Below are 19,573 nucleotides of genomic sequence, written 5' to 3'. Positions count from 1 at the left end.
GGACAAGCGGGAAAAGAGTTGGGGCCGGGTGCGAGGCAGTTCGCTGGAAATGACTTTATTGGAAAATATTTTCCATATCAACAGATTTTAGAATTTTATTATGATTTTGTTCGATGACTTTCGAAGGGGCTTAGTTGCACCAGCTGATGGCGCTCGGAACTCAGCCGCGCAGCGTCTAGCACGCGGGTGGTCGCCAGTGCATCACGGGCGTCCACCGGCAGTGGGCCACCGCTCTGCAACGCGCTTTGTAGCTGTAAATAGAACTGATTCCAACAACCACGCTCGGAGGAAATTCTTTCGCGCACTTCGCCCTGTTCGAACCAGCCCCAGCGTCGGTGCTCTTCCACGCCCCAGCGCTCGCCTTCGGATTTCGGTGTGAGCCCGGCGAGAGCCGACGCCTCCTGCCCGTCCAGGCCGTCGACGCTGTAGCAGCCCTGGGTGCCGGTCACGCGAAAACGCGGGCCAGGTGTGTTTTGCAGGCAACTACCGCCCAAATGCGAGATCACGCCGTTGGCATGGGTCAGGGACATGAAGAAACCGTTGTCGAAAGCCTGGCCTTTTTCCAGGTACTCCAGTTCGGCATAAACCCGGGTGACGGGGCCGAACAGCAGCAGCGCCTGATCCACCAGATGACTGCCCAGGTCGCGCAGCCAACCACCGCCGCTGCCGTTGTTCACCGACTGTGGTGAATAGCGCTCGATCCGTGACTCGAAACGGCTAACCTGGCCCAGCGCACCGGACTCGATGAGTTTGCGCACGGTGAGAAAGTCCGAGTCCCAGCGCCGGTTCTGGTAGACGCTCAGTTGCACGCCCTGACGTTCAGCCATGGTGATCAGGGTTTGCGCCTGCTGCGCGTCGGCGGCGAACGGCTTGTCGCTGACCACCGCCACATTGTGTTCAATGGCGTCGAGCACCAGCGCCGGACGCCCTTTGAGCGGCGTGGACACCACCAGTACATCAACCCCGACTTCGACCAGTTGGCCGATGCTGTCGAAGGCCGGCACGCCAGGGTGTTCTGCCGCCAGCAACTGGCGCCGCTCCGTTGAACGGGTCACCACACCGACGAAGGTTGCACCCGGCAAGCTGCTGATCAGTGGAGCATGGAAAAATCGGCCGCCATGGCCGTATCCGACAAGTCCGATGCGCATGAATCAACTCCTTCTTATTGTTATGTGAACCCTTGACGGCCCTTGTGGGAGCGAGCCTGCTCGCGATGGCGGCTTTGCATCCAACATTCATGTGACGGTCTGATCGCATTCGCGAGCAGGCTCGCTCCCACAGGGGGGGTTGTGGTTAGCCGTAGAAGTGTGGGCGGTCTGGCAGGCCGACTTTTACGATCTGGCCGCTATTTTGTGCTTCGATACAGGCATCCGCCGCCACCGCCGCCGCAAAGCCATCCCACGCCGAAGGCCCGCCAACCTGCCCGGCCCGCACGCCATCGATGAACGCCTGCAACTCAACGTCATACGCGGCGATGAACCGATCCTTCCAGTCCATCAGAATCGCGTTGGACAGCTTCGCCCCGCTGCGCAATTGAACTTGGGACGGCTCCGGCAGTTTGGCGATGCCAGTCTCCCCGACCACTTCGCACTGGATGTCGTAGCCGTACTGGCAATTGACGAAGACTTCCACATCGATGCGCGTGCCCTTGGCGGTTTCCAGCAGCACGATCTGCGGGTCTTTCAAATGCGCGAGCGCCTTGCTGCTCTTGCGCGGGAACACCACCTGCACCGACACGTAGTCGTCGTCGAGCAACCAGCGCAACACGTCCAGCTCATGGATCAGGGTGTCGGTGATCGCCATGTCGGTCTTGTAGTTCTCGCCCACGGTCGGGTTACGGTGGGCGCAATGCAGCATCAACGGCTCACCGATCTGGCCACTGTCGATCACTGATTTGAGTGCCCGATAACCCTCGTCGTACGGACGCATGAAACCGACCTGTACCAGCCGCTTGCCGTGGGCCACTTCGGCTTCGACGATCTTGCGGCAACCTTGTGCAGTGACCGCCAGCGGTTTCTCGCAGAACACCGGCTTGCCGGCGGCAATCGCTGCCAGCACGAACTCCTCGTGACTCGGCCCCCAGGAGGTCACGAGGATCGCCTCGACTTCCGGTGCGTTGATCAGCGCATGGCCGTCGGGATAAACCTCGGCGGTCAGCTTCAAATCGGCAACGACCTTGGCCGCCTGTTGCAAGTTGATGTCGGTAACCGCCACGACCTGGCTATTGAGCAGGGTCTGGCTGCAACGACGGATATGGTCCTGGCCGATGGCCCCGGTGCCGATAACGCCAATCCGCAGTGAATTAGAGAGCAATGACATGAACATTCTCCTGTGAAGACTTGTTGTTGGTTTCAGGGGCAATCAGTACTGACGGGCCTTTGCCAGTCGTTCGTTCAGTGTCTTGGCCACCGCATCGGTGCGGGCGCTGGTGGAAACCTGCGCCACGCCGACCCGCCACCAGGACAGGTAGCCGTGAATCATGGTCTTGGGCAGAACCTTGATATCGATCAGCGTCGACACCGTCTGCAAGCGCGCATCCGCCAGTGCAGCCTGCAGCTCGTCAACGGTGGTCACTTTGTACGTCTTGCAGCCATAGGCCGCCGCGCTCATGGCGAAATCCACCGGTACAAAGCCGCCATCGAGCTTGCCGGTTTGCGGGTTGCGGAAGCGGAACTCGGTGCCGAAGCTGTCCATGCCGTTGCCCATCTGCAAGTTGTTGATGCAGCCGAAGGTCATGTTGTCGAGCAGCACCACGTTGATCTTGCGTCGCTCCTGAATCGAGGTCGCCAGCTCCGAGTGCAGCATCATGTAGGAGCCGTCGCCCACCAGCGCATAGACCTCACGATCCGGCTCGGCGAGTTTCACGCCCAACGCAGCGTTGACCTCGTAACCCATGCAGGAATAGCCGTACTCGACGTGATAGGTGTTCACGCCCTTGCTGCGCCAACTGCGCTGCAAGTCGCCAGGCAGGCTCCCGGCTGCAGCGACGATCACGGCGTCGTCGGCCAGGGTTTCGTTGAGCACGCCGAGTACACGGCTCTGGGTCAGGCAGGAACCGGTCAGCTCGATGAATTCACGCAGGACGGCCGGGTCCAGGTGGTCGTTGATTTCCGGGACGAAATCCTTGGCCTGGTATTGCAGCTGATAGAGGCGATCGACTTCCTCATCCAGTTGCGCCTTGGCCTGGCGGGGATGATCGCCCCAGCTCGAGCGATAATCCCCCAGTGCTTCGCCCAATGTCTGCAAACCGGCTCTGGCGTCCGCCAGCAATTGCACGCCGTCGAGTTTCAGCGCGTCGCAGGGGCTGATATTGAGGTTGAGAAATTGCACCCCGGGGTGTGCAAACAAGGACTTCGACGCGGTGGTGAAGTCGCTGTAGCGGGTGCCGATGCCGATGATCAGGTCAGCGTCCCTGGCCAGCAGGTTCGCCGCCAGGCAACCTGTTTCGCCGATGCCACCCACATTAAGCGGATGGCTGGAGACCACCGCGCTCTTGCCGGCCTGGGTTTCGGCGAACGGAATGTCGAAGCGCTCGGCAAAGGCCTGCAATGCGGCGTTGGCCCCGGAATACTTGACTCCGCCACCGCAGATGATCAGCGGCTTGCGCTTGCCCTTGAACAACGCCAGTGCATCGCCGAGCATGGCTTCGGTGGCTGGGCGACGCTCGATGCGGTGCACGCGTTTTTGCAGGAAATAATCGGGATAATCGTAAGCCTCGGCCTGCACGTCCTGCGGCAGGGCCAGGGTCACGGCGCCGGTTTCCGCAGGGTCGGTAAGCACACGCATGGCGTGGATCGCTGCCGTCATCAACTGCTCGGGACGGTTGATGCGGTCCCAGTATTTACTGACCGCCTTGAATGCATCGTTGGTGCTGATGCTCAGGTCATGGAACTGCTCGATCTGCTGCAACACCGGGTCGGGCTGGCGGCAGGCGTAGACATCGCCAGGCAGCAGCAGCAAGGGAATGCGGTTAGCTGTCGCGGTGGCGGCAGCGGTCAGCATGTTCGCCGCGCCCGGCCCCACGGATGAAGTGCAGGCGTAGATCTTGCGCCGCAGATGCTGCTTGGCGAACCCGATGGCGGCATGGGCCATGCCTTGCTCATTGCGGCCCTGATGGACGATCAGGTCGCCACTGTCCTGATCCAGGGCCTGGCCCAGACCCAGCACGTTGCCGTGGCCGAAGATGGTAAAGATCCCGGCGACGAATTTGCTCTGGACCCCATCGACCTCGATGTACTGGTTATCGAGGAATTTCACCAGGGCCTGGGCCATGGTCAGTCTTGTTGTGGTCATGCTTGCACCTTTTTGTGAATGCAATCCGGTCCCTGTGGGGATCTCCATCAGGCCAGGGATTTCTGCAGGTGATCCATGCTCGCGCCGATCGCCCGTTCGATATCCGCCAACCCATGCACGCTGTCGGCAAACGGTTCGAACGACAGGTAGCCGCTGTAGCCGCTACCGAGCAAGGTATCGATCTGCGCCGCATTGCCGAGGATGTCGCCCTCGCCCACCAGCACCCGATGGCCGTCACGAATGGTCGCCAGCGGCGCCTCGGCATCCTCGACCCCGGAGATGTGCACCAGCCCGGTCAGCTCAGGGAAAAACTCATGTTCGCTGGCCAGATGGTGGTGGAAGGTGTCATGCACCAGGCGGAACACATCCAGCCCGCCGATGGCCTTGATCGCATCCACTGCCGTGCGTTTGCGCCGCAGCGAGCACTCTTCGAAACCCAGCGGCTCGATGAAGCCAAGGATGCCGTGATCGCGCAGGATCGGCGCCAGTTCACTCAACGCCGTGCGCAGGCCGGACGCACGCTGCGCCTCGGTACGTGGATCAGTGCGCTCGTTCAGCGGGCACATGACCAAACCCTGCGCACCACAATCGCGGGCATAGGCGGCAAGTTTCAGGGCCTGTGCACGGCGCTCGTCATTCCACACATCGAACGGATACAGCGCGTTGATCGACAACACGGTGATGCCCTTGGCCGCGCACAATTGACGCACGTGTTCGGGTGCGGTGCCGTCTTCGATTTCAACGCCCTTGAGATCGTTGCGGATCTCGATGGCGTCGGCCTTGAGGGTCACCGCCAACTCGATGAACGCCGGCAGGGACAAACGGGGTGCGACCATACGGTTGAGGGCGAAACGCAGGGGTTTGCTCATTTTTTGTTGTTCTCCGTATAAGCGAATTATTTGGCGGTCGGCATGCTGAATTCAGGGCCCTTGGCGATGCTGTCGGGCCAGCGTTGCATCACGCTTTTGTAGCGGCTGTAGAAGCGAATGCCTTCTTCGCCGTAGGCATGGTGGTCGCCGAACAGCGAGCGCTTCCAGCCACCGAACGAGTGCCAGGCCATGGGCACAGGAATCGGCACGTTGATGCCGACCATGCCGACCTTGATGCTGCGGGCGAAGGCGCGGGCAATGCCGCCGTCGCTGGTGAAGCAGGACACGCCGTTGCCGAATTCATGGGCGTTGATCAGCGCCACGGCACTGGCGAAATCCGGTACCCGCACGATGCCCAGCACCGGGCCGAAAATCTCTTGCTGGTAGATGCTCATCTCGGTCGTGACCTTGTCGAACAGCGTCGCACCGACGAAGAAGCCATTCTCGGCCCCCGGCACCTTGAAGTGGCGACCGTCGACAATCAGCTGTGCGCCCTGGGCCACACCCTGGTCAATGAAACCTTCCACCTTGGCCTTGTGCTCGGCCGTCACCAAAGGCCCCATGTCGGTGTCGCCCTGCAGGCCGTTGCCGACCTTGAGCTGATCGATGCGCGGCAGCAGTTTGGCAATTAGCTGGTCGCCGACATCGCCGACCGCCACGGCAATCGAGATCGCCATGCAGCGCTCACCGGCCGAACCGTACGCCGCGCCGATCAGGGCATCCGCCGCTTGATCCAGATCCGCATCGGGCATGACGATCATGTGGTTCTTCGCCCCGCCCAGGGCCTGCACGCGTTTGCCCCGGGAGGTGGCCTGCTGGTGGATGTATTCGGCAATCGGCGTCGAACCGACAAAGGAAATCGCTTCGATGTCCGGGTGTTGCAGCAGCGCGTCGACCGCAGCCTTGTCGCCCTGGACCACGTTGAACACGCCATCCGGCAGACCGGCTTCAGTCAGCAACCGCGCCATCAGCAAACTGGCGGACGGGTCGCGTTCGGACGGCTTGAGAATGAAGCAGTTACCGGTCACCAGCGCCAGCGGGATCATCCACAGCGGCACCATCACCGGGAAGTTGAACGGCGTGACCCCGGCGCAGACGCCCAGGGGCTGGCGCAGGTTCCAGTTGTCGATGCCACCGCCGATGTTGTCGCTGAATTCGGTTTTCAACAGGTTCGGCGCACCGCAGGCGTATTCGACGATTTCGATGCCACGGGTAACTTCGCCCTTGGCATCGGAAAACACCTTGCCGTGTTCGCGGCTGATGATTTCTGCCAGTTCGTCGTGATGGCGGTCGAGCAACTCCTTGAACTTGAACATCACCCGCGAACGGCGCAGGGACGATTGCTCGGACCAGGCCGGGAATGCCTTGAGGGCCGATGCGACTGCCTCGTCCACGGTCTTCTCGCTGGCCAGCCCGACCCGGGCCTGCACGCTGCCGGTGGCCGGGTTGAAAACATTGCTGAACCGCTCACTGCCGGTGTCTTGCACTTGACCGTCGATGTAGTGGCCTACAACCTGGACGTCGCTCATCGTTATTGTTCTCCCTGCAGATAGTGGAATTCAGACGGTGGAATTCAGAGATCCAGCAGCCAGCTGTGCTGCGGATCGTTGTGGAACTGCCAGACGCGTTTCGGGCCGGCCATCACGTTCAGGTAATACGACTCGTAGCCGTACGGCACACTGACCGGGTGATAACCCTTGGGCACGACCACCAGGTCGCTGTTTTCCACGGCCATGGCCTGGTCGATGCTGCGATCGTCGGTGTACACCCGCTGGAACACGAAGCCCTGGGGCGGGTTGATCTGGTGGTAATAGGTTTCTTCGAGAAAGCTCTGGTGCGGCAGGTCGTCGGTGTCGTGCTTGTGCGGTGGATAGCTCGAGGAGTGTCCGGACGGCGTGCGCACTTCAACCACCAGCAGTGAATGGGCGGGCTCGGTGTCTGGCAGGATGTCGCAGACGTAACGGGTGTTGGCGCCCTTGCCGCGCACACTGCGTTTCATGGCTTCAGGTTTGATCAGGCGTGGGCCGATATCACCGGTGATCGAACCGGGCGCGGCGCAAACGGCAATTTGCACATCACTCAACGCCACCACCTGGGCCTGACTGCCAGGCGGCAAGTACGCAGCGAAGGGGGATTTGTCTTCGAAAACCGACTGGCGATCCCCAAGGTTGTCCCAGTCGAACGCACCGTGCACCGGCGCTTCACCCTTGATACTGGCCCGGCCGCTGAGCAGCACCAGGCACAGTTCCTTGTCACCGGCCGAGACCGGCAGGCTCTCGCCGAGGCTCAAGCGGTAGGCGGCGAAGCCGACGTATTGCAGCTCACCTTTGCCCAACTCGACCATGGTCCGGCCACGGGCATTGCTTTTGACCAGCAGGCTCATCGTGCAGTCCTCTCGTCGAGCAGCGCGCGCAAGGTGTCGTAGCCTTTTTTCGCGTAGACATAACTCGGCGCCACCGCCGGGTCCTGCTCGGCCTCGACCACCAGCCAGCCGTGGTAATCGGCCGCCAGCAGCACGTCCAGCAGTTCAGCGAAGTCGATGTCGCCATCCCCCGGCACGGTGAAGGTGCCGTTGATGATGCAGTCCGGGAAGCTCCACAGGTTGTTGCGCGCCATCTGCACCACCGGTTTGCGCACGTCCTTGAAATGCACGTGGCAGATGCGCTCGATGTGCTTGCGCAGCACCTGCAAGGGTTCGCCGCCGCCCATGTAGCAATGGCCCGAATCGAACAGCAGGCCGACCTCGCTGCCGGTCAAGGCCATCAGTTTGTCGATGTCGGCCGGGGATTCGACGTAAGCCCCCATGTGATGGTGATAGGCCAGGCGTACGCCCCGGGACAGGGTGAAACGCGCAAGCTCGGTGAGCTTGTCGGCGTATTCCTGCCAGGCCTGTTCAGTGTGGAAACGCGGACGCTCCACCAGTGGAATGCGTTGACCCTGGATCGAGTCGGCGACTTCTCCGTAGACCAGCACCTTGGCACCGTTGCTGGCGAGCAGCTCGACGTGGCTGCCGATGGCGTCGATTTCCTCGGCCACCGAGCGGCGGGCCAGGCGACTGGAGTACCAGCCCGATACCAACGCCAGATCATAGGGCCGCAACACGTCGCCGACGCCTTTGGCGTCCTTGGGGAATTTGCCGTTGAGTTCAAAACCTTCGTAACCGATTTCCTTGCCTTCGCTCAGGGCGGTGCTCAATGGCGTCTCGCCACCGAGGGACGGCAGGTCGTCGTTGCTCCAGGAAATCGGGTTAATGCCAATTCGAATAGCGGGCATGGCTGCACCTTTTATTGTTTTACATAAATCACTAAGAACGACACAAAACCCTGTAGGAGCGAGCCTGCTCGCGATAGCGGTGTATCAGGCGACGTTAATGTTGACTGTCAGTCCGCTATCGCGAGCAGGCTCGCTCCCACAGGATCGCGCGGTGTTTCCTCAAGCGCGGGCAGTACGCCAGGCATCGATCAATTCAACAAAAGTGCCCTGCACCTGCTGAATCAGCGCCTCATCGTCAATTTCCCCGGCCAACCACGCGCGACTCGGCTCCTGGAAAATCGTCCGCCCCACGGCAAATCCGCGGCAGGTCTGGCTCTGGCTGGCCTGTTGAAAGCCTTCGGCCAACGCCGATGCCGGGGCATTCAAGCCCAGCAGCACCACGCCTCGGCAATACGGGTCGCGCTCCTGGATCAGTTCGTCAAGTTGCTTCCACTCTTGGGCGCTTTGCGCTTCGATCTTCCACCACGCCGGGTAGATACCCAGGTTGTAGAGGCGCTTGAGGGCGCGATACAACACGTCCGGGTGCGTCGAGGGGTGATCCTTGGGCGGGATGATTTCCAGCAGCAGCTCATGACCGCTGACCTGGGATGCCTGGTACAAACCCTTGATCTGCGCTTCCTGCTCCAGGCGCAGCATGGGCTCGTCGTCCGGGTGGAATTGCACCAGGCACTTGATGATTTGTTCCTGTGGCCAGGCGATCAGGTTGCTGCCGATGGAGCGACCATGTTCGAAGGCCAATGGCCGCGAGCCCTGCACTTCTACCGGCCGCGCCACCCACCAGCCGCGACCCGTTGCGGCGTTGAGTGAGTCCTGGCCGAAACGTTGATCGGCCAGCAGCCCGACATCGGCCTCGATACCTTGCTTTTGCAAATCGGCTTCGACCCGTTCCACGGCCCGGATGAACAGTTGCTTGAGTTCGCTGATGGCGTTGAGGTCACGACCACCCGCCTGGGCCAGTTCCACCAGTTGCCAGCGATGGTCGAAAGCAAAGATGAACAGCTGCTTCCACTGCTTGCGCGGCACGCTGACCTGATGCAGGCGCTGCAACACCGCGTCCTGATCCGGCCGGGTAATCGGCACCGGGCTGTTGAACAGGTAATCGAGTTCGGCCCGGGTCGGCATCGCCGGGGCGCAGGCATGGCGCGAGACCACCAGACCGCCGCAGGCATTGGCCAACTGGCAGCAGCGCTCATCGCTGGCGTCTTCCAGCCAGCCACTGAGGAAGCCCGACATGAAGGCGTCGCCAGCCCCCAGCACGTTGAGCACTTCCACACGCACACCGGGATAAATCGCACCGTCTTCGAGACGGGCCGGGATCTCACCATGAATCACTGTGCAGCCTTGCGGGCCGAGCTTGACCACCAGGGTGGCGTCGCTCACTCGCCGGACATTGCGCAGCGCCGTGAGCAAGTCTTCGGAACCACCGGCAATCAGAAACTCTTCTTCGGTGCCGACAATGAGATCGAAACGCGGGAGGATTTCCTGCACATGCTGGCTGACGTTCTGGTCGGCGACGAAGCGGGTTTCACCGTCCGCCTTGCCGGCCAGGCCCCAGAGTACCGGGCGGTAGTCGATGTCCAGCACCCGTTTGACGTTGTGCTTGTGGGCATAGTCCAGGGCCTGGATGCTCGCCTTGTACACGCCATCGGTGGAAAAATGGGTACCGGTGATCAGCAGGGCTTTACTGGAAGCGATGAAGGCTTCGCTGATGTCTTCGGCCCGCAGCGCCATGTCGGCGCAGTTTTCGCGGTAGAACACCAAGGGAAAGGTTTCGCGGTCCTTGAGACCCAGCAGCACCATCGCCGTCAGGCGTTCCGGGTCGACCTTGATGCCACTGACGTCGCAGCCTTCACGGGTCAGGGATTCAACGAGGAAGCGCCCCATATGGTCGTCCCCCACCCGGCTCAGCATCGCCGACTTGAGCCCCAACCGCGCGGTGCCGAAGGCGATGTTGGCGGACGAGCCGCCGAGGTACTTGGCAAAGCTGCTTACATCCTCCAGCCGCGCCCCGACTTGCTGCGCATAGAGGTCGACGCCTAGGCGCCCCAGGCAAATCAGATCCAATTGACGCCCACTGGCAAAACGAGTCTGGCCCATGCTGGCTCCTGTTATTTTTATCAGCCTGCGCTCGAAGCGATGACCGCGCCGAACACTCTTGGTGGAGGCAGACTAAAACGACCGGGACCGAACAATCAATATTTATTCCAAATATTTTTTACGTGGAATATTTTTTCCAATAAGCTTTAGTACAAGCGTTCCAGATGCAGTGCATCGTTTCAGCAGGCTTCACACTGCTGCAAGCTCAAGATTTTATCCGGGCCGACCCTGTAGACTGCGCTCAGCCCACCTATTGTCGGGGGACGAGGTGAAAGATCGTCCCTATAAGAACAAGCCAGAAGGATTTCCCAATGTCCCGCACCGATCAGCCGGATACGACCGAGAGCACGCCCGAGAGCGACCTCGTCACCCCCCCGATCAATGCAGAGCGCCTGCTGCAGCTCATCACCAATGAATACGAAAGCCTGCCGCGCCAGCTCAAACGCATCGCCAGCTACATGAGCCAGCAAAGCGACCGGATCATGGTCGACCGCATCAGCGACATCGCCAGCGAGTGCGAAGTGCATCCGTCGGCCATCGTGCGGTTTTCCCAGCGTTTCGGCTTCAGCGGCTTCAGCGAAATGCAGGCCCTGTTCCGCGAGGCCTACACCCACAAGACCACGCCGGTGCAGAACTACCAGCAGCGCATTCGCAGCATGATCAGCAACAAGTCGCAGAAGGCCAGCGGCGGCGACCTGGCGCGCGAATGCATCAACGCCACCCTGTCGGGCATCGAAAGACTGGGGCTGGAACTCGATGACCAGGCCTTCGACAAGGCCGTGGACCTGGTGGTGAATGCCGACAACATCTACGTGGTCGGCGTGCGCCGTTCGTTCGCGGTGGCCGATTACCTGGTCTACAACCTGCAACACACCAACAAGCGCATCCATCTGGTCTCGGGGCTTGGCGGCAGCTACCGCGAGCAGATGCGCAGTGTGCGCGCCAATGACCTGGTGATCGCCATCAGCTTCACGCCGTACGGCAAGGAAACCCAGCACTGCCTGCGCATCGCCCAGCATCACCAAGCGAAAACCCTGATCATCACCGACAGCAATCTCTCGCCCCTGGCCAAGCGCGCCAACACCGTATTGCTGGTCAACGAAGGCAGTTCGTTTGCGTTCCGTTCGTTGAGCGCGACCCTGTGCCTGTGCCAGGCGCTGTTTATCGCCGTGGCCTATCGACTGGAGTTGAAGGTCGATGAGATTCACGAACAGGTCGGCTTCGAAGACTGATCACATGTAAATATTTATTCCATAATTGATGAAAAGGAATTTTTATTCTATAAACAGGCTTCCTGAAAACAAAAACCAAAGGATCCTGTCATGCGCGAACTCGGAATCGGACTCATCGGCACGGGCTTCATGGGCCGTGCCCATGCCCTGGCCTTTCGCAACGTCAGCGCGGCATTCGAGCTGCCCTTCACGCTTCGCCTCGCCGCCCTGGCCGACGCCGATCCCGTTCGTGCCCAAGCCTGCGCCACCGCCTGGGGCTTTGAGCAGGCCTATGGCGACTGGCAGCAATTGATCGACGACCCCAAGGTCAGCCTGATCGCCATCACCACCCCCAACCACCTGCACTACCCCATGGCCATGGCTGCCATTGCCGCTGGCAAGTCGGTGTACTGCGAAAAACCGCTGGCGGTGAGCCTTGAACAGGCCAACGCCATGCACCTGGCGGCCAAGGATGCCGGTGTGGTCACCCGTGTCGGCTACAACTACCAGCACAACCCGATCATCGGCCTGGCGCGGGAGTTGATTCACAGCGGCAAGCTCGGCGAAATCATCAGCTTCCAAGGCGAATTCAGCGAAGACTTCATGGCCGATCCAGCGTCCCCCTGGTCATGGCGCTGTGAGACCGAGCATGCCGGTGGCGCGCTGGCGGACCTGGGCAGTCACTTGCTGGGCATGGCGCGCTATCTGCTCGGCAATGTCGAAGCGGTATGCGCCGATACCCAGACCGTACACCGCCAGCGCCCGGCCACCGCCGGTAGCCTCGAACAACGCAGCATTGCCGTCGACGATCAGGCCCATGCGTTGCTGCGTTTCTCCAGCGGCGCGCGCGGCACCTTCAGCAGCAGCTGGCTCAAGCACGGCTACAAGAATCACCTGAGTTTCGAGATCAGTGGCACCCAAGGCACCCTGTCATTCGATCAGGAGCGTCTGAATGAGTTGCGCCTGTGCCGCGCCGACCAGGAGGGTTTCCAGCGTTTGCTGGCCGGGCCGAACCTGCCCGGGTATGCCGCGTTCAGTCCAGCGCCGGGGCATCAACTGGGCTACAACGAGTTGAAGACGCTGGAAGTGCATGAGTTGATCATGGCCCTGGCCGGCCAAGGACAAGCCGGCACCGATTTCGCGCAAGCCCTGGAAGTGGAGCGGCTGGCGACGGCGATTCGGGTGGCGGCTCGGGATCAGCGCTGGGTCACCGTCAGTGAGGTCAGTACGGCAGATTGAACGGTGTGACGATCTGCACCTGTGACGACGCAATCGGCCCGGCCTTCCACAGCCGATGAAATTGCAGGATATGCAGGAACACGTGGCGAGCATCGATCTGCAGGTTGTGGTCGATGATCGCTGCGATTTTTTCCTCAGCCAGCAATTGGCGATTTTCCTCGTCCAGGTCGTGGCCGATGAACACCTCAAGTGGCCGATCCATCGCGGCGAACGCATCGACAATCGCCAGGTTGCCCCCGCCCACGCTGTAGACCGCCTTGAGGTCGGGGTGCTGTTTCAGCGCCTCGATCACGCGTTCAAAGGTGCGTTCGTAAACGCCGTAGCCACCGCTGATGTCCAGCACTCGTAAATGCGCGGCGCGGTTGCGCAGCCACATGCGAAAGCCCATTTCCCGCTCTTCTTCACCGCGAAACAACTCGCTACCGATGACCACGGCAACGTCCTGTGGCTGTGGTGCCAGCCACCGCGACAGCAAATAGGCAGCGGTCTGCCCGGCCGTGCGATTGTCCATGCCGACATAGCCGATGCGCTCGCTGTGCGGCAGGTCAGTGACCAGCGTGACCACCGGAATTCCGGCTGCGGCCAACTGCTTGATTGCCAGGTTCACCGCCGGCTCGTCGGCGGCCTTGAGCACCACGCCCTGGCTGCCGGTGCTTGCGCAGCGCAGCAACTGGTCGTGCATCGCCTGTGGCTCGATTTCTTCAAACAAGTGAAACCTCGGCGCGATGCGAAACGGCGCCAGGCTGCTTAATTGCGCGGTCATGGCCGCCTGCACCGCCGCACTGAAGCGTTGTGGCGTGTGCATGATCACATCGACGTGAAAAGTTCGCCCGGCCGCCAAGCCATTTTTCTCCTGAGCCTCGAGTTCGCTCAGGGCCTGCTCAATGCGGCGCTGGGTCTGATAGTGCACGCTGCCGCGCTGGTGCAGCACGCGATCAACCGTCGCCTTGCTGACCCCCGCCTGGGTGGCGATCTGCTTCATGGAAAAGTGTTTGGCACGTTCGAGCATCGTATTAAGCCTGAGGTTTTCTTGAGGTCTTTTCGGGCATTACTGAGGTTTTGCCGATGCTAGTCTCTGTTTCGCCAGGCGTCGAGCCGGACAACAACAAGAATCCAGGAGAACCCCCATGCCTCAAACCGACCTCACTACCTCGTTCAGTGGCCAGTACTTTGTGGTCACCGGCAGCACCCAAGGCCTGGGTGCTGCAGTGGCCCACACCCTGGCGCGCCGGGGCGCCGCCGGCCTGATCATTTGCGGGCGCCGCGCCGATCAGGGCCAGGCCCAGGTGCGCCAGTTGGCGGAACTCGATTGCCAGGCATTTTTCGTCGAGGCCGACCTGGAGCGAGTCGAGGATTGCCGAGCGGTGATCGACGCCGCCCGCGCTCGCTTCGGTACCCTCCATGGCTTGGTCAACTGCGCCGGCATGTCTGATCGCGGCAGCATCCTCGACACCACCCCTGAACTGTTCGATCGCCTGTTCGCGGTCAATGTGCGAGCACCGTTCTTCCTTATGCAGCAAGCGCTGAAACTGATGATCAGCCAAGGCGTGGAAGGCGCCATCGTCAACATCCAGAGCATCGTCAGCCACGGTGGGCCGGCTTACCTGAGCGCTTACTCGGCGTCCAAGGGTGCCTTGTCGATCCTGACCAAAAACGTGGCCTTCAGCGCCCTGCACAACCGCATCCGGGTCAACGGTCTGAACATCGGCTGGATGGACACGCCCCATGAAGACGAAATCCAGCGCCGCTACCATGGTGCCGAGGATGGCTGGCTGACGACTGTCGAGCGCGCGCAGCCGTTTGGACGCCTGCTCAAACCCGAGGAAGTGGCGCAGAGCGTTGCGTTCCTGCTATCGCGCGAATCGGGCATGATGACCGGCACCGTCATCGACCTGGAACAAGGTGTGATCGGCTGCGGCGACGACACCGCCCCGCGCCCCGCCAGCCCACTGAGCCTGACGGGTGAAGCGTTATGAACCCGCCGCTCACCGTGTTTGTGCGTGCCGATTCAGTGCAGTTGCAGGACTTCGCCAGACTCTGCGGGCAACACGCCAATCCCCGGGACTACCCCCACTGCAGTGAAGTGCAAGGCAACGTGCCGATCTATCAGGCGCAGGCTTTACGCGAAGGCGATCGCGGGCAGGTGCTGGATGAATTGCATCGGCTGTTTCGCGACGGTCCAGGGGTCATGGTTGTACGCCAGGGTTATGCCGACCTGAATGTGGTGGATCGCCACAGCCAGGTGTTCGACGCCATCTTCGCCAAGGAAGCCGCCCAGGGTCTCAGCGCCGATCACTTCGCCACGGCCGGCAGCAACGGGCGCATCTGGAATTCGTTGCAAAAGGCGGCGTTGCAATCGCCGTCGTCTTTTGTCGAGTACTACGCCAACCCGCTACTGGGGCTGATTGCCGAAGCCTGGCTGGGCCCCGGTTTTCAGGTGACGGCCCAGGTCAACGTGGTACACCCGGGAGGGCAGGCCCAACAGCCCCATCGTGACTACCACCTGGGCTTCCAGACCGAGGACATCGTCGAGCGCTTCCCGTTGCCCCTGCATGCGCTGTCGCAGCACCTGACATTGCAAGGAGCCGTGGCCCACTCCGATATGCCGCTGGAAACCGGCCCGACCCTGCTGCTGCCATTTTCCCAACAATACGCTCAGGGTTACCTGGCCTGGCGCCGCCCGGAATTCATCGACTACTTCCAACAGCACGCAGTACAGCTGCCGTTGAACAAGGGCGACCTGCTGTTTTTCAACCCGGCACTGTTTCACGCCGCCGGCACCAATCAAACGCCGGACCGCCAGCGCATGGCCAACCTGCTGCAAATTTCCTCGGCATTCGGCAAGCCGATGGAAAGCGTGGACCGCGAACGCATGATGCTGGCGCTCTATCCCTGCCTGCTGCAGCGCTTGGCGGATCAGGTACTGGACACGCAAGAGCTGGACGCGGTGATTGCCTGCACCGCCGACGGCTACTCCTTTCCCACCAACCTGGACACCGACCCGCCCCTGCATGGCCTGGCCCCACAGACCGGTCAGCAACTGATGCGGCAGGCGCTGAGGGAACGCTGGACCTACGCGACCTTTGCCGATCGCGTAGCGCAGATGAGCGCCAAACGCCAGGCATGACTCCATTTCGAAACTGTTCAAGAACAACAACAAAACCGGACTGAAACCATGAAAAAAAGACTCCTGACCTACTTCTTTGCCGCCCTCTTTACCCCCTTGGCACTAGCCGACACCCGCATCGGTGTCAGCATCGCCCAGGTGGACGATGTGTTCCTGGCGCAGATGCGCGACTACATGGCCGCCCACGCCAAAGAGCTGCCGGGAGTGACGTTGCAATTCGAAGATGCCCAGGGCGATGTGGTGCGCCAACTCAACCAGGTGCAGAACTTCACCGCCCAGGGCATGGACGCGATCATCGTCAACCCGGTCGATACCGCTGCGACGCAAAGGATGACCAATGAGGCGCAGAAGGCCAGCGTTCCCCTGGTCTATGTCAACCGCCGCCCCGACCAGGCCGAACTGCCGCCCGGTGTCGGCTACGTGGGTTCGGATGAGATAAAGGCCGGTGAGATGCAGATGCGCTACCTGGCGGAAAAAATGGGCGGCAAGGGCAATCTGGCGATCATGCTCGGCCTGCTCTCCAACAACGCCACCCACAATCGCACCCAAGGCGTGAAGGAAGTGCTCAAGAGCTATCCGGACATCCATGTGGTTGAAGAACAAAGCGCCGAGTGGCAACGCAGCAAGGCCATGGACCTGATGAACAACTGGATTCTCTCAGGCAAAAAAATTGATGCGGTGGTCGCCAACGCTGATGAAATGGCCATTGGCGCAGCCATGGCCATCACCCAGGCCGGAATGCGCCCAGGCCATGACATCCTGGTCGGCGGCAGCGACGGCGGCCCCGCCGGCCTGGACGCGATCAAGAAGGAGCAATTGCTGGTGACTGTCTATCAGGACAACAAGGGCCAGGCTGTCGGGTCCATTGACCTGGCACTGAAGATGATCAGGAAAGAACCCATTGCAGCAGAGTTGACCATTCCTTATCAGCTGATTACCAAGGCCAACTATCAGGATTTTGTGAATCCTTGATCAGGCGAAATCACCGGGTTTGGTGAACTGCGTATCGAGTTCGCAGTTCACACCCTGTAAAGACACTGCATCCCCTCGACTACTCGATCGCTTCGTAGGGCAGCCCCACGTAGTTTTCGGCAATGTTGACCAGGCCTGCGTGGGAGTTGAAGAAATATTCGCGGTCGGCTTGCTGCATCTTCTGGTCCCACGCGTCCTTGTGCTCGCCGAAGTCGTGCAGCAGATTGGTCATGAACCAGCTGAAACGCTCACCTTTCCAGACGCGGCGCAGTGCCAATTCGGAGTATTTCTCCAACAGGTCGGTACGCCCCTCCTGGTAAACCTTGACCAGGATGCGATACAGGTAGCACACGTCCGAGGCGGCCAGGTTCAAGCCCTTGGCGCCGGTTGGCGGCACGATGTGGGCGGCGTCGCCGAGCAGGAACAACTTGCCGTACTGCATCGGCTCGACCACGTAGCTGCGCAGCGGCGCGATGCTCTTTTCCAGCGACGGGCCGGTCACCAGCTTGTCCGCCACGTCCTGTGGCAGGCGTGCCTTGAGTTCACCCCAGAAACGCTCGTCGGACCACGCCTCGACCTTGTCGGTCAGCGGCACTTGCAGGTAGTAACGGCTACGGGTCAGCGAGCGCTGGCTGCACAACACGAAACCACGGTCGTGGTGGGCATAGATCAATTCGTGGTTGACCGGTGGCGTGTCGGACAGCAAGCCCAGCCAGCCGAAGGGATACACGCGCTCGTAGTGGGTGAGCACCTCGTCGGGAATACTCTTGCGGGCGACCCCGTGGAAGCCGTCGCACCCGGCGATGTAATCGCAGTCGATGCGGTGGGTCTGGCCATCTTTCTCGTAGGTGACGTAGGGGTTGGCACCCTTCATGTCGTGGGGCTGCACGTTTTCCACCGAATAGATGATCGGCACACCCTGGGCGCTGCGGGCCTCCATCAGATCGCGCGTGACTTCGGTCTGCCCGTAGACCATGACGGTCTTGCCACCGGTCAATGCCTTGAGGTCGACATGAATGCGCTTGCCGGCCACCTGCAACTCGACGCCCTCGTGGACCAGGCCTTCGGCATCCATGCGTTCGGATACACCGGCTTCGCGCAGCAGGTCGACGGTGCCTTGCTCCAGCACCCCGGCACGAATGCGGCTGAGGACGTAATCCGGTGTCTGGCGTTCGAGGATGACGTTGTCGATGCCGGCGTTATGCAGCAGTTGGCCGAGCAGGAGTCCGGAAGGGCCGGCGCCGATGATAGCAACCTGAGTTTTCATTATTTTAATCTCTGATGTGCGCTCCAACCGCTGGCAAGCCGCGACCGGATTTAGTTGTTATATTTCTCTCCTGCATTTTTACTGAGGAAACCTGGAATAAAAGGTGCTTTTTCAGAGGAAAATTGCACTTTTACAAATTTTGTTCGATTATCGAACGACTCGACACACGATGCATTTTCCATTTTCGAGGTCGCCGAGCACGATGAAACCCAGCGTCAATAACATCCCGGTGTTCAAGCTGTATGGTGAAAACAAGGCGTGGTCCACCCCGGACTTGCTGCACTGTGAATCCATCCCCAAACGCAGCAGCCTGCACCATTGGGAGATCAAGCCTCACCGTCACGCCGACCTGTTCCAGCTGCTCTATGTGCAACGTGGCCAGGCGGTGGTCGAGATCGAGGGCAAGCGCAGTGACGTGCTGGAAGCAGCCATCCAGGTCGTTCCCCCGCTGACCGTGCATGGCTTTCAGTTCTCGGAAAAAATAGAGGGTTATGTGCTCACCCTCGGCGCGCCGCTGGTGGCCAGGCTGGAGGCGCAACTGGGCGCACCGCTGACCGTCCTGGCGTCTTGCGGGTGCTACCCGGTCGGGCGCGATCGTCGTTATATCAACACCCTGTTTGCCGCCCTGCTTCAGGAATACGAAAGCAGCGCACCGGCGCGCGACGTGCTGATGCACTCGCTGGTCAGTGTGCTGATGGTGTGGATCAGTCGCCACCGTCAACTCAGCACGCCGCCGAGCAACCGTGGCGAACGCGACCAGCATTTGCTCAGCCACTTCATCAAGTTGGTCGAGCAGCACTACCGCGAGCACCTGTCGGTGGAAGTGTTCGCCCAGCGCATCGGTGTTTCCAGCGTGCACCTGAACGCCCTGTGCCGCGAACTGGCCGGGCAAACCGCGCTGCAGGTCATTCACCAACGCCTGCTGCTGGAAGCCAAGCGCAATCTGACGTACACCAACATGAGCATCAGCCAGTTGTCCGACAGCCTGGGCTTCAGTGACCCGACTTATTTTTCACGCTTCTTTCGCCGCCTCGCTGGCCAGACACCGAATGCCTTTCGCCATAGCGTCGGGCAAAGCGACGCGTGAGTCTTCAGCTTCACCAGCGAGACCCTTGCCGCTGTGCCGTTTCCCGCTGACTCGAAGCGACCGGGCAACCACCGACTGACTTTGTACATGGCTGGCAACGCATGCTGGCTGGGCAACGAATCATCGAGGCAGCGATGG

The 19,573-nt window shown here is 61.0% G+C and carries 16 protein-coding genes; 6 read left to right on the top strand and 10 right to left on the bottom strand.

Annotated features, from left to right (window positions below; genetic code table 11):
• Positions 1-98: 98 nt before the first annotated feature.
• The 8 genes from OH720_RS11405 to OH720_RS11370 form a co-directional block, all read right to left on the bottom strand.
• Complete coding sequence (locus OH720_RS11405) at positions 99-1,148, bottom strand: Gfo/Idh/MocA family protein (protein WP_272605682.1); 1,050 nt, start codon at positions 1,146-1,148, stop codon at positions 99-101.
• 145 nt (positions 1,149-1,293) lie between these two features.
• Complete coding sequence (locus OH720_RS11400; protein WP_272605681.1) at positions 1,294-2,319, bottom strand: Gfo/Idh/MocA family protein; 1,026 nt, start codon at positions 2,317-2,319, stop codon at positions 1,294-1,296.
• Between the two features lie 42 nt (positions 2,320-2,361).
• The gene (gene iolD, locus OH720_RS11395; RefSeq protein WP_272605680.1) at positions 2,362-4,293 is read right to left on the bottom strand and encodes a 3D-(3,5/4)-trihydroxycyclohexane-1,2-dione acylhydrolase (decyclizing); all 1,932 of its coding nucleotides are present in this window, start codon (positions 4,291-4,293) and stop codon (positions 2,362-2,364) included.
• 47 nt (positions 4,294-4,340) lie between these two features.
• On the bottom strand, positions 4,341-5,162 hold the full coding sequence (locus OH720_RS11390; RefSeq protein ID WP_272605679.1) for a TIM barrel protein: 822 nt from the start codon (positions 5,160-5,162) through the stop codon (positions 4,341-4,343).
• A 26-nt stretch (positions 5,163-5,188) separates the two neighbouring features.
• Positions 5,189-6,691, bottom strand: a complete 1,503-nt coding sequence (locus OH720_RS11385; RefSeq protein WP_272605678.1) for a CoA-acylating methylmalonate-semialdehyde dehydrogenase — start codon at positions 6,689-6,691, stop codon at positions 5,189-5,191.
• A gap of 44 nt (positions 6,692-6,735) precedes the next feature.
• Complete coding sequence (gene iolB, locus OH720_RS11380; protein ID WP_272605677.1) at positions 6,736-7,545, bottom strand: 5-deoxy-glucuronate isomerase; 810 nt, start codon at positions 7,543-7,545, stop codon at positions 6,736-6,738.
• Positions 7,542-8,435: a myo-inosose-2 dehydratase gene (iolE, locus tag OH720_RS11375; protein ID WP_272605676.1), complete on the bottom strand. Its 894-nt coding sequence runs from the start codon at positions 8,433-8,435 to the stop codon at positions 7,542-7,544. Before iolE ends, iolB begins: the two co-directional genes overlap by 4 nt.
• Before the next feature lie 159 nt (positions 8,436-8,594).
• Positions 8,595-10,532 carry a bifunctional 5-dehydro-2-deoxygluconokinase/5-dehydro-2-deoxyphosphogluconate aldolase gene (locus OH720_RS11370; protein WP_272605675.1) on the bottom strand — a complete coding sequence of 646 codons (1,938 nt, stop codon included), beginning with the start codon at positions 10,530-10,532 and terminating at the stop codon, positions 8,595-8,597.
• Positions 10,533-10,843: 311 nt separating this feature from the next.
• Here OH720_RS11370 and OH720_RS11365 point away from each other — a divergent pair, with 311 nt between their 5' ends.
• Together OH720_RS11365 and OH720_RS11360 are read left to right on the top strand one after the other, a co-directional pair.
• A complete protein-coding gene (locus OH720_RS11365) occupies positions 10,844-11,764 on the top strand; it encodes a MurR/RpiR family transcriptional regulator (protein ID WP_008065817.1) in 921 nt (306 codons plus the stop codon).
• 90 nt (positions 11,765-11,854) lie between these two features.
• Entirely contained in the window at positions 11,855-12,982 is a 1,128-nt protein-coding gene (locus OH720_RS11360) for a Gfo/Idh/MocA family protein (RefSeq protein ID WP_272605674.1), read from the top strand.
• On the opposite strand, the gene OH720_RS11355 is transcribed toward OH720_RS11360, so the two are convergent.
• Positions 12,966-13,991 (bottom strand): LacI family DNA-binding transcriptional regulator, encoded by a 1,026-nt coding sequence (locus tag OH720_RS11355; protein ID WP_272605673.1) that lies wholly within the window; start codon positions 13,989-13,991, stop codon positions 12,966-12,968. The two genes, OH720_RS11360 and OH720_RS11355, sit on opposite strands and share 17 nt — an antisense overlap.
• 118 nt (positions 13,992-14,109) lie before the next feature.
• Here OH720_RS11355 and OH720_RS11350 point away from each other — a divergent pair, with 118 nt between their 5' ends.
• The 3 genes from OH720_RS11350 to OH720_RS11340 are packed head-to-tail and all read left to right on the top strand — an operon-like array spanning position 14,110 to position 17,081.
• Complete coding sequence (locus OH720_RS11350; protein WP_272605672.1) at positions 14,110-14,958, top strand: SDR family oxidoreductase; 849 nt, start codon at positions 14,110-14,112, stop codon at positions 14,956-14,958.
• Positions 14,955-16,109, top strand: a complete 1,155-nt coding sequence (locus OH720_RS11345) for a phytanoyl-CoA dioxygenase family protein (RefSeq protein WP_272605671.1) — start codon at positions 14,955-14,957, stop codon at positions 16,107-16,109. The genes OH720_RS11350 and OH720_RS11345 overlap by 4 nt, the downstream gene beginning before the upstream one ends.
• A 48-nt stretch (positions 16,110-16,157) precedes the next feature.
• Positions 16,158-17,081: a sugar ABC transporter substrate-binding protein gene (locus OH720_RS11340; RefSeq protein WP_272605670.1), complete on the top strand. Its 924-nt coding sequence runs from the start codon at positions 16,158-16,160 to the stop codon at positions 17,079-17,081.
• Positions 17,082-17,160: 79 nt separating this feature from the next.
• On the opposite strand, the gene pobA is transcribed toward OH720_RS11340, so the two are convergent.
• Positions 17,161-18,348 carry a 4-hydroxybenzoate 3-monooxygenase gene (pobA, locus tag OH720_RS11335; protein ID WP_272605669.1) on the bottom strand — a complete coding sequence of 396 codons (1,188 nt, stop codon included), beginning with the start codon at positions 18,346-18,348 and terminating at the stop codon, positions 17,161-17,163.
• A 202-nt stretch (positions 18,349-18,550) separates the two neighbouring features.
• On the opposite strand from pobA, the gene OH720_RS11330 reads away from it, so the two are divergent.
• Positions 18,551-19,435 carry a helix-turn-helix domain-containing protein gene (locus OH720_RS11330; protein WP_272605668.1) on the top strand — a complete coding sequence of 295 codons (885 nt, stop codon included), beginning with the start codon at positions 18,551-18,553 and terminating at the stop codon, positions 19,433-19,435.
• Positions 19,436-19,573: the final 138 nt, after the last annotated feature.

The sequence above is a fragment of the Pseudomonas sp. WJP1 genome, assembly GCF_028471945.1.
Lineage (GTDB): Bacteria > Pseudomonadota > Gammaproteobacteria > Pseudomonadales > Pseudomonadaceae > Aquipseudomonas.
Note: the sequence above shows the minus strand (reverse complement) of the source record. Positions and strands in the feature narration are given on the sequence as shown.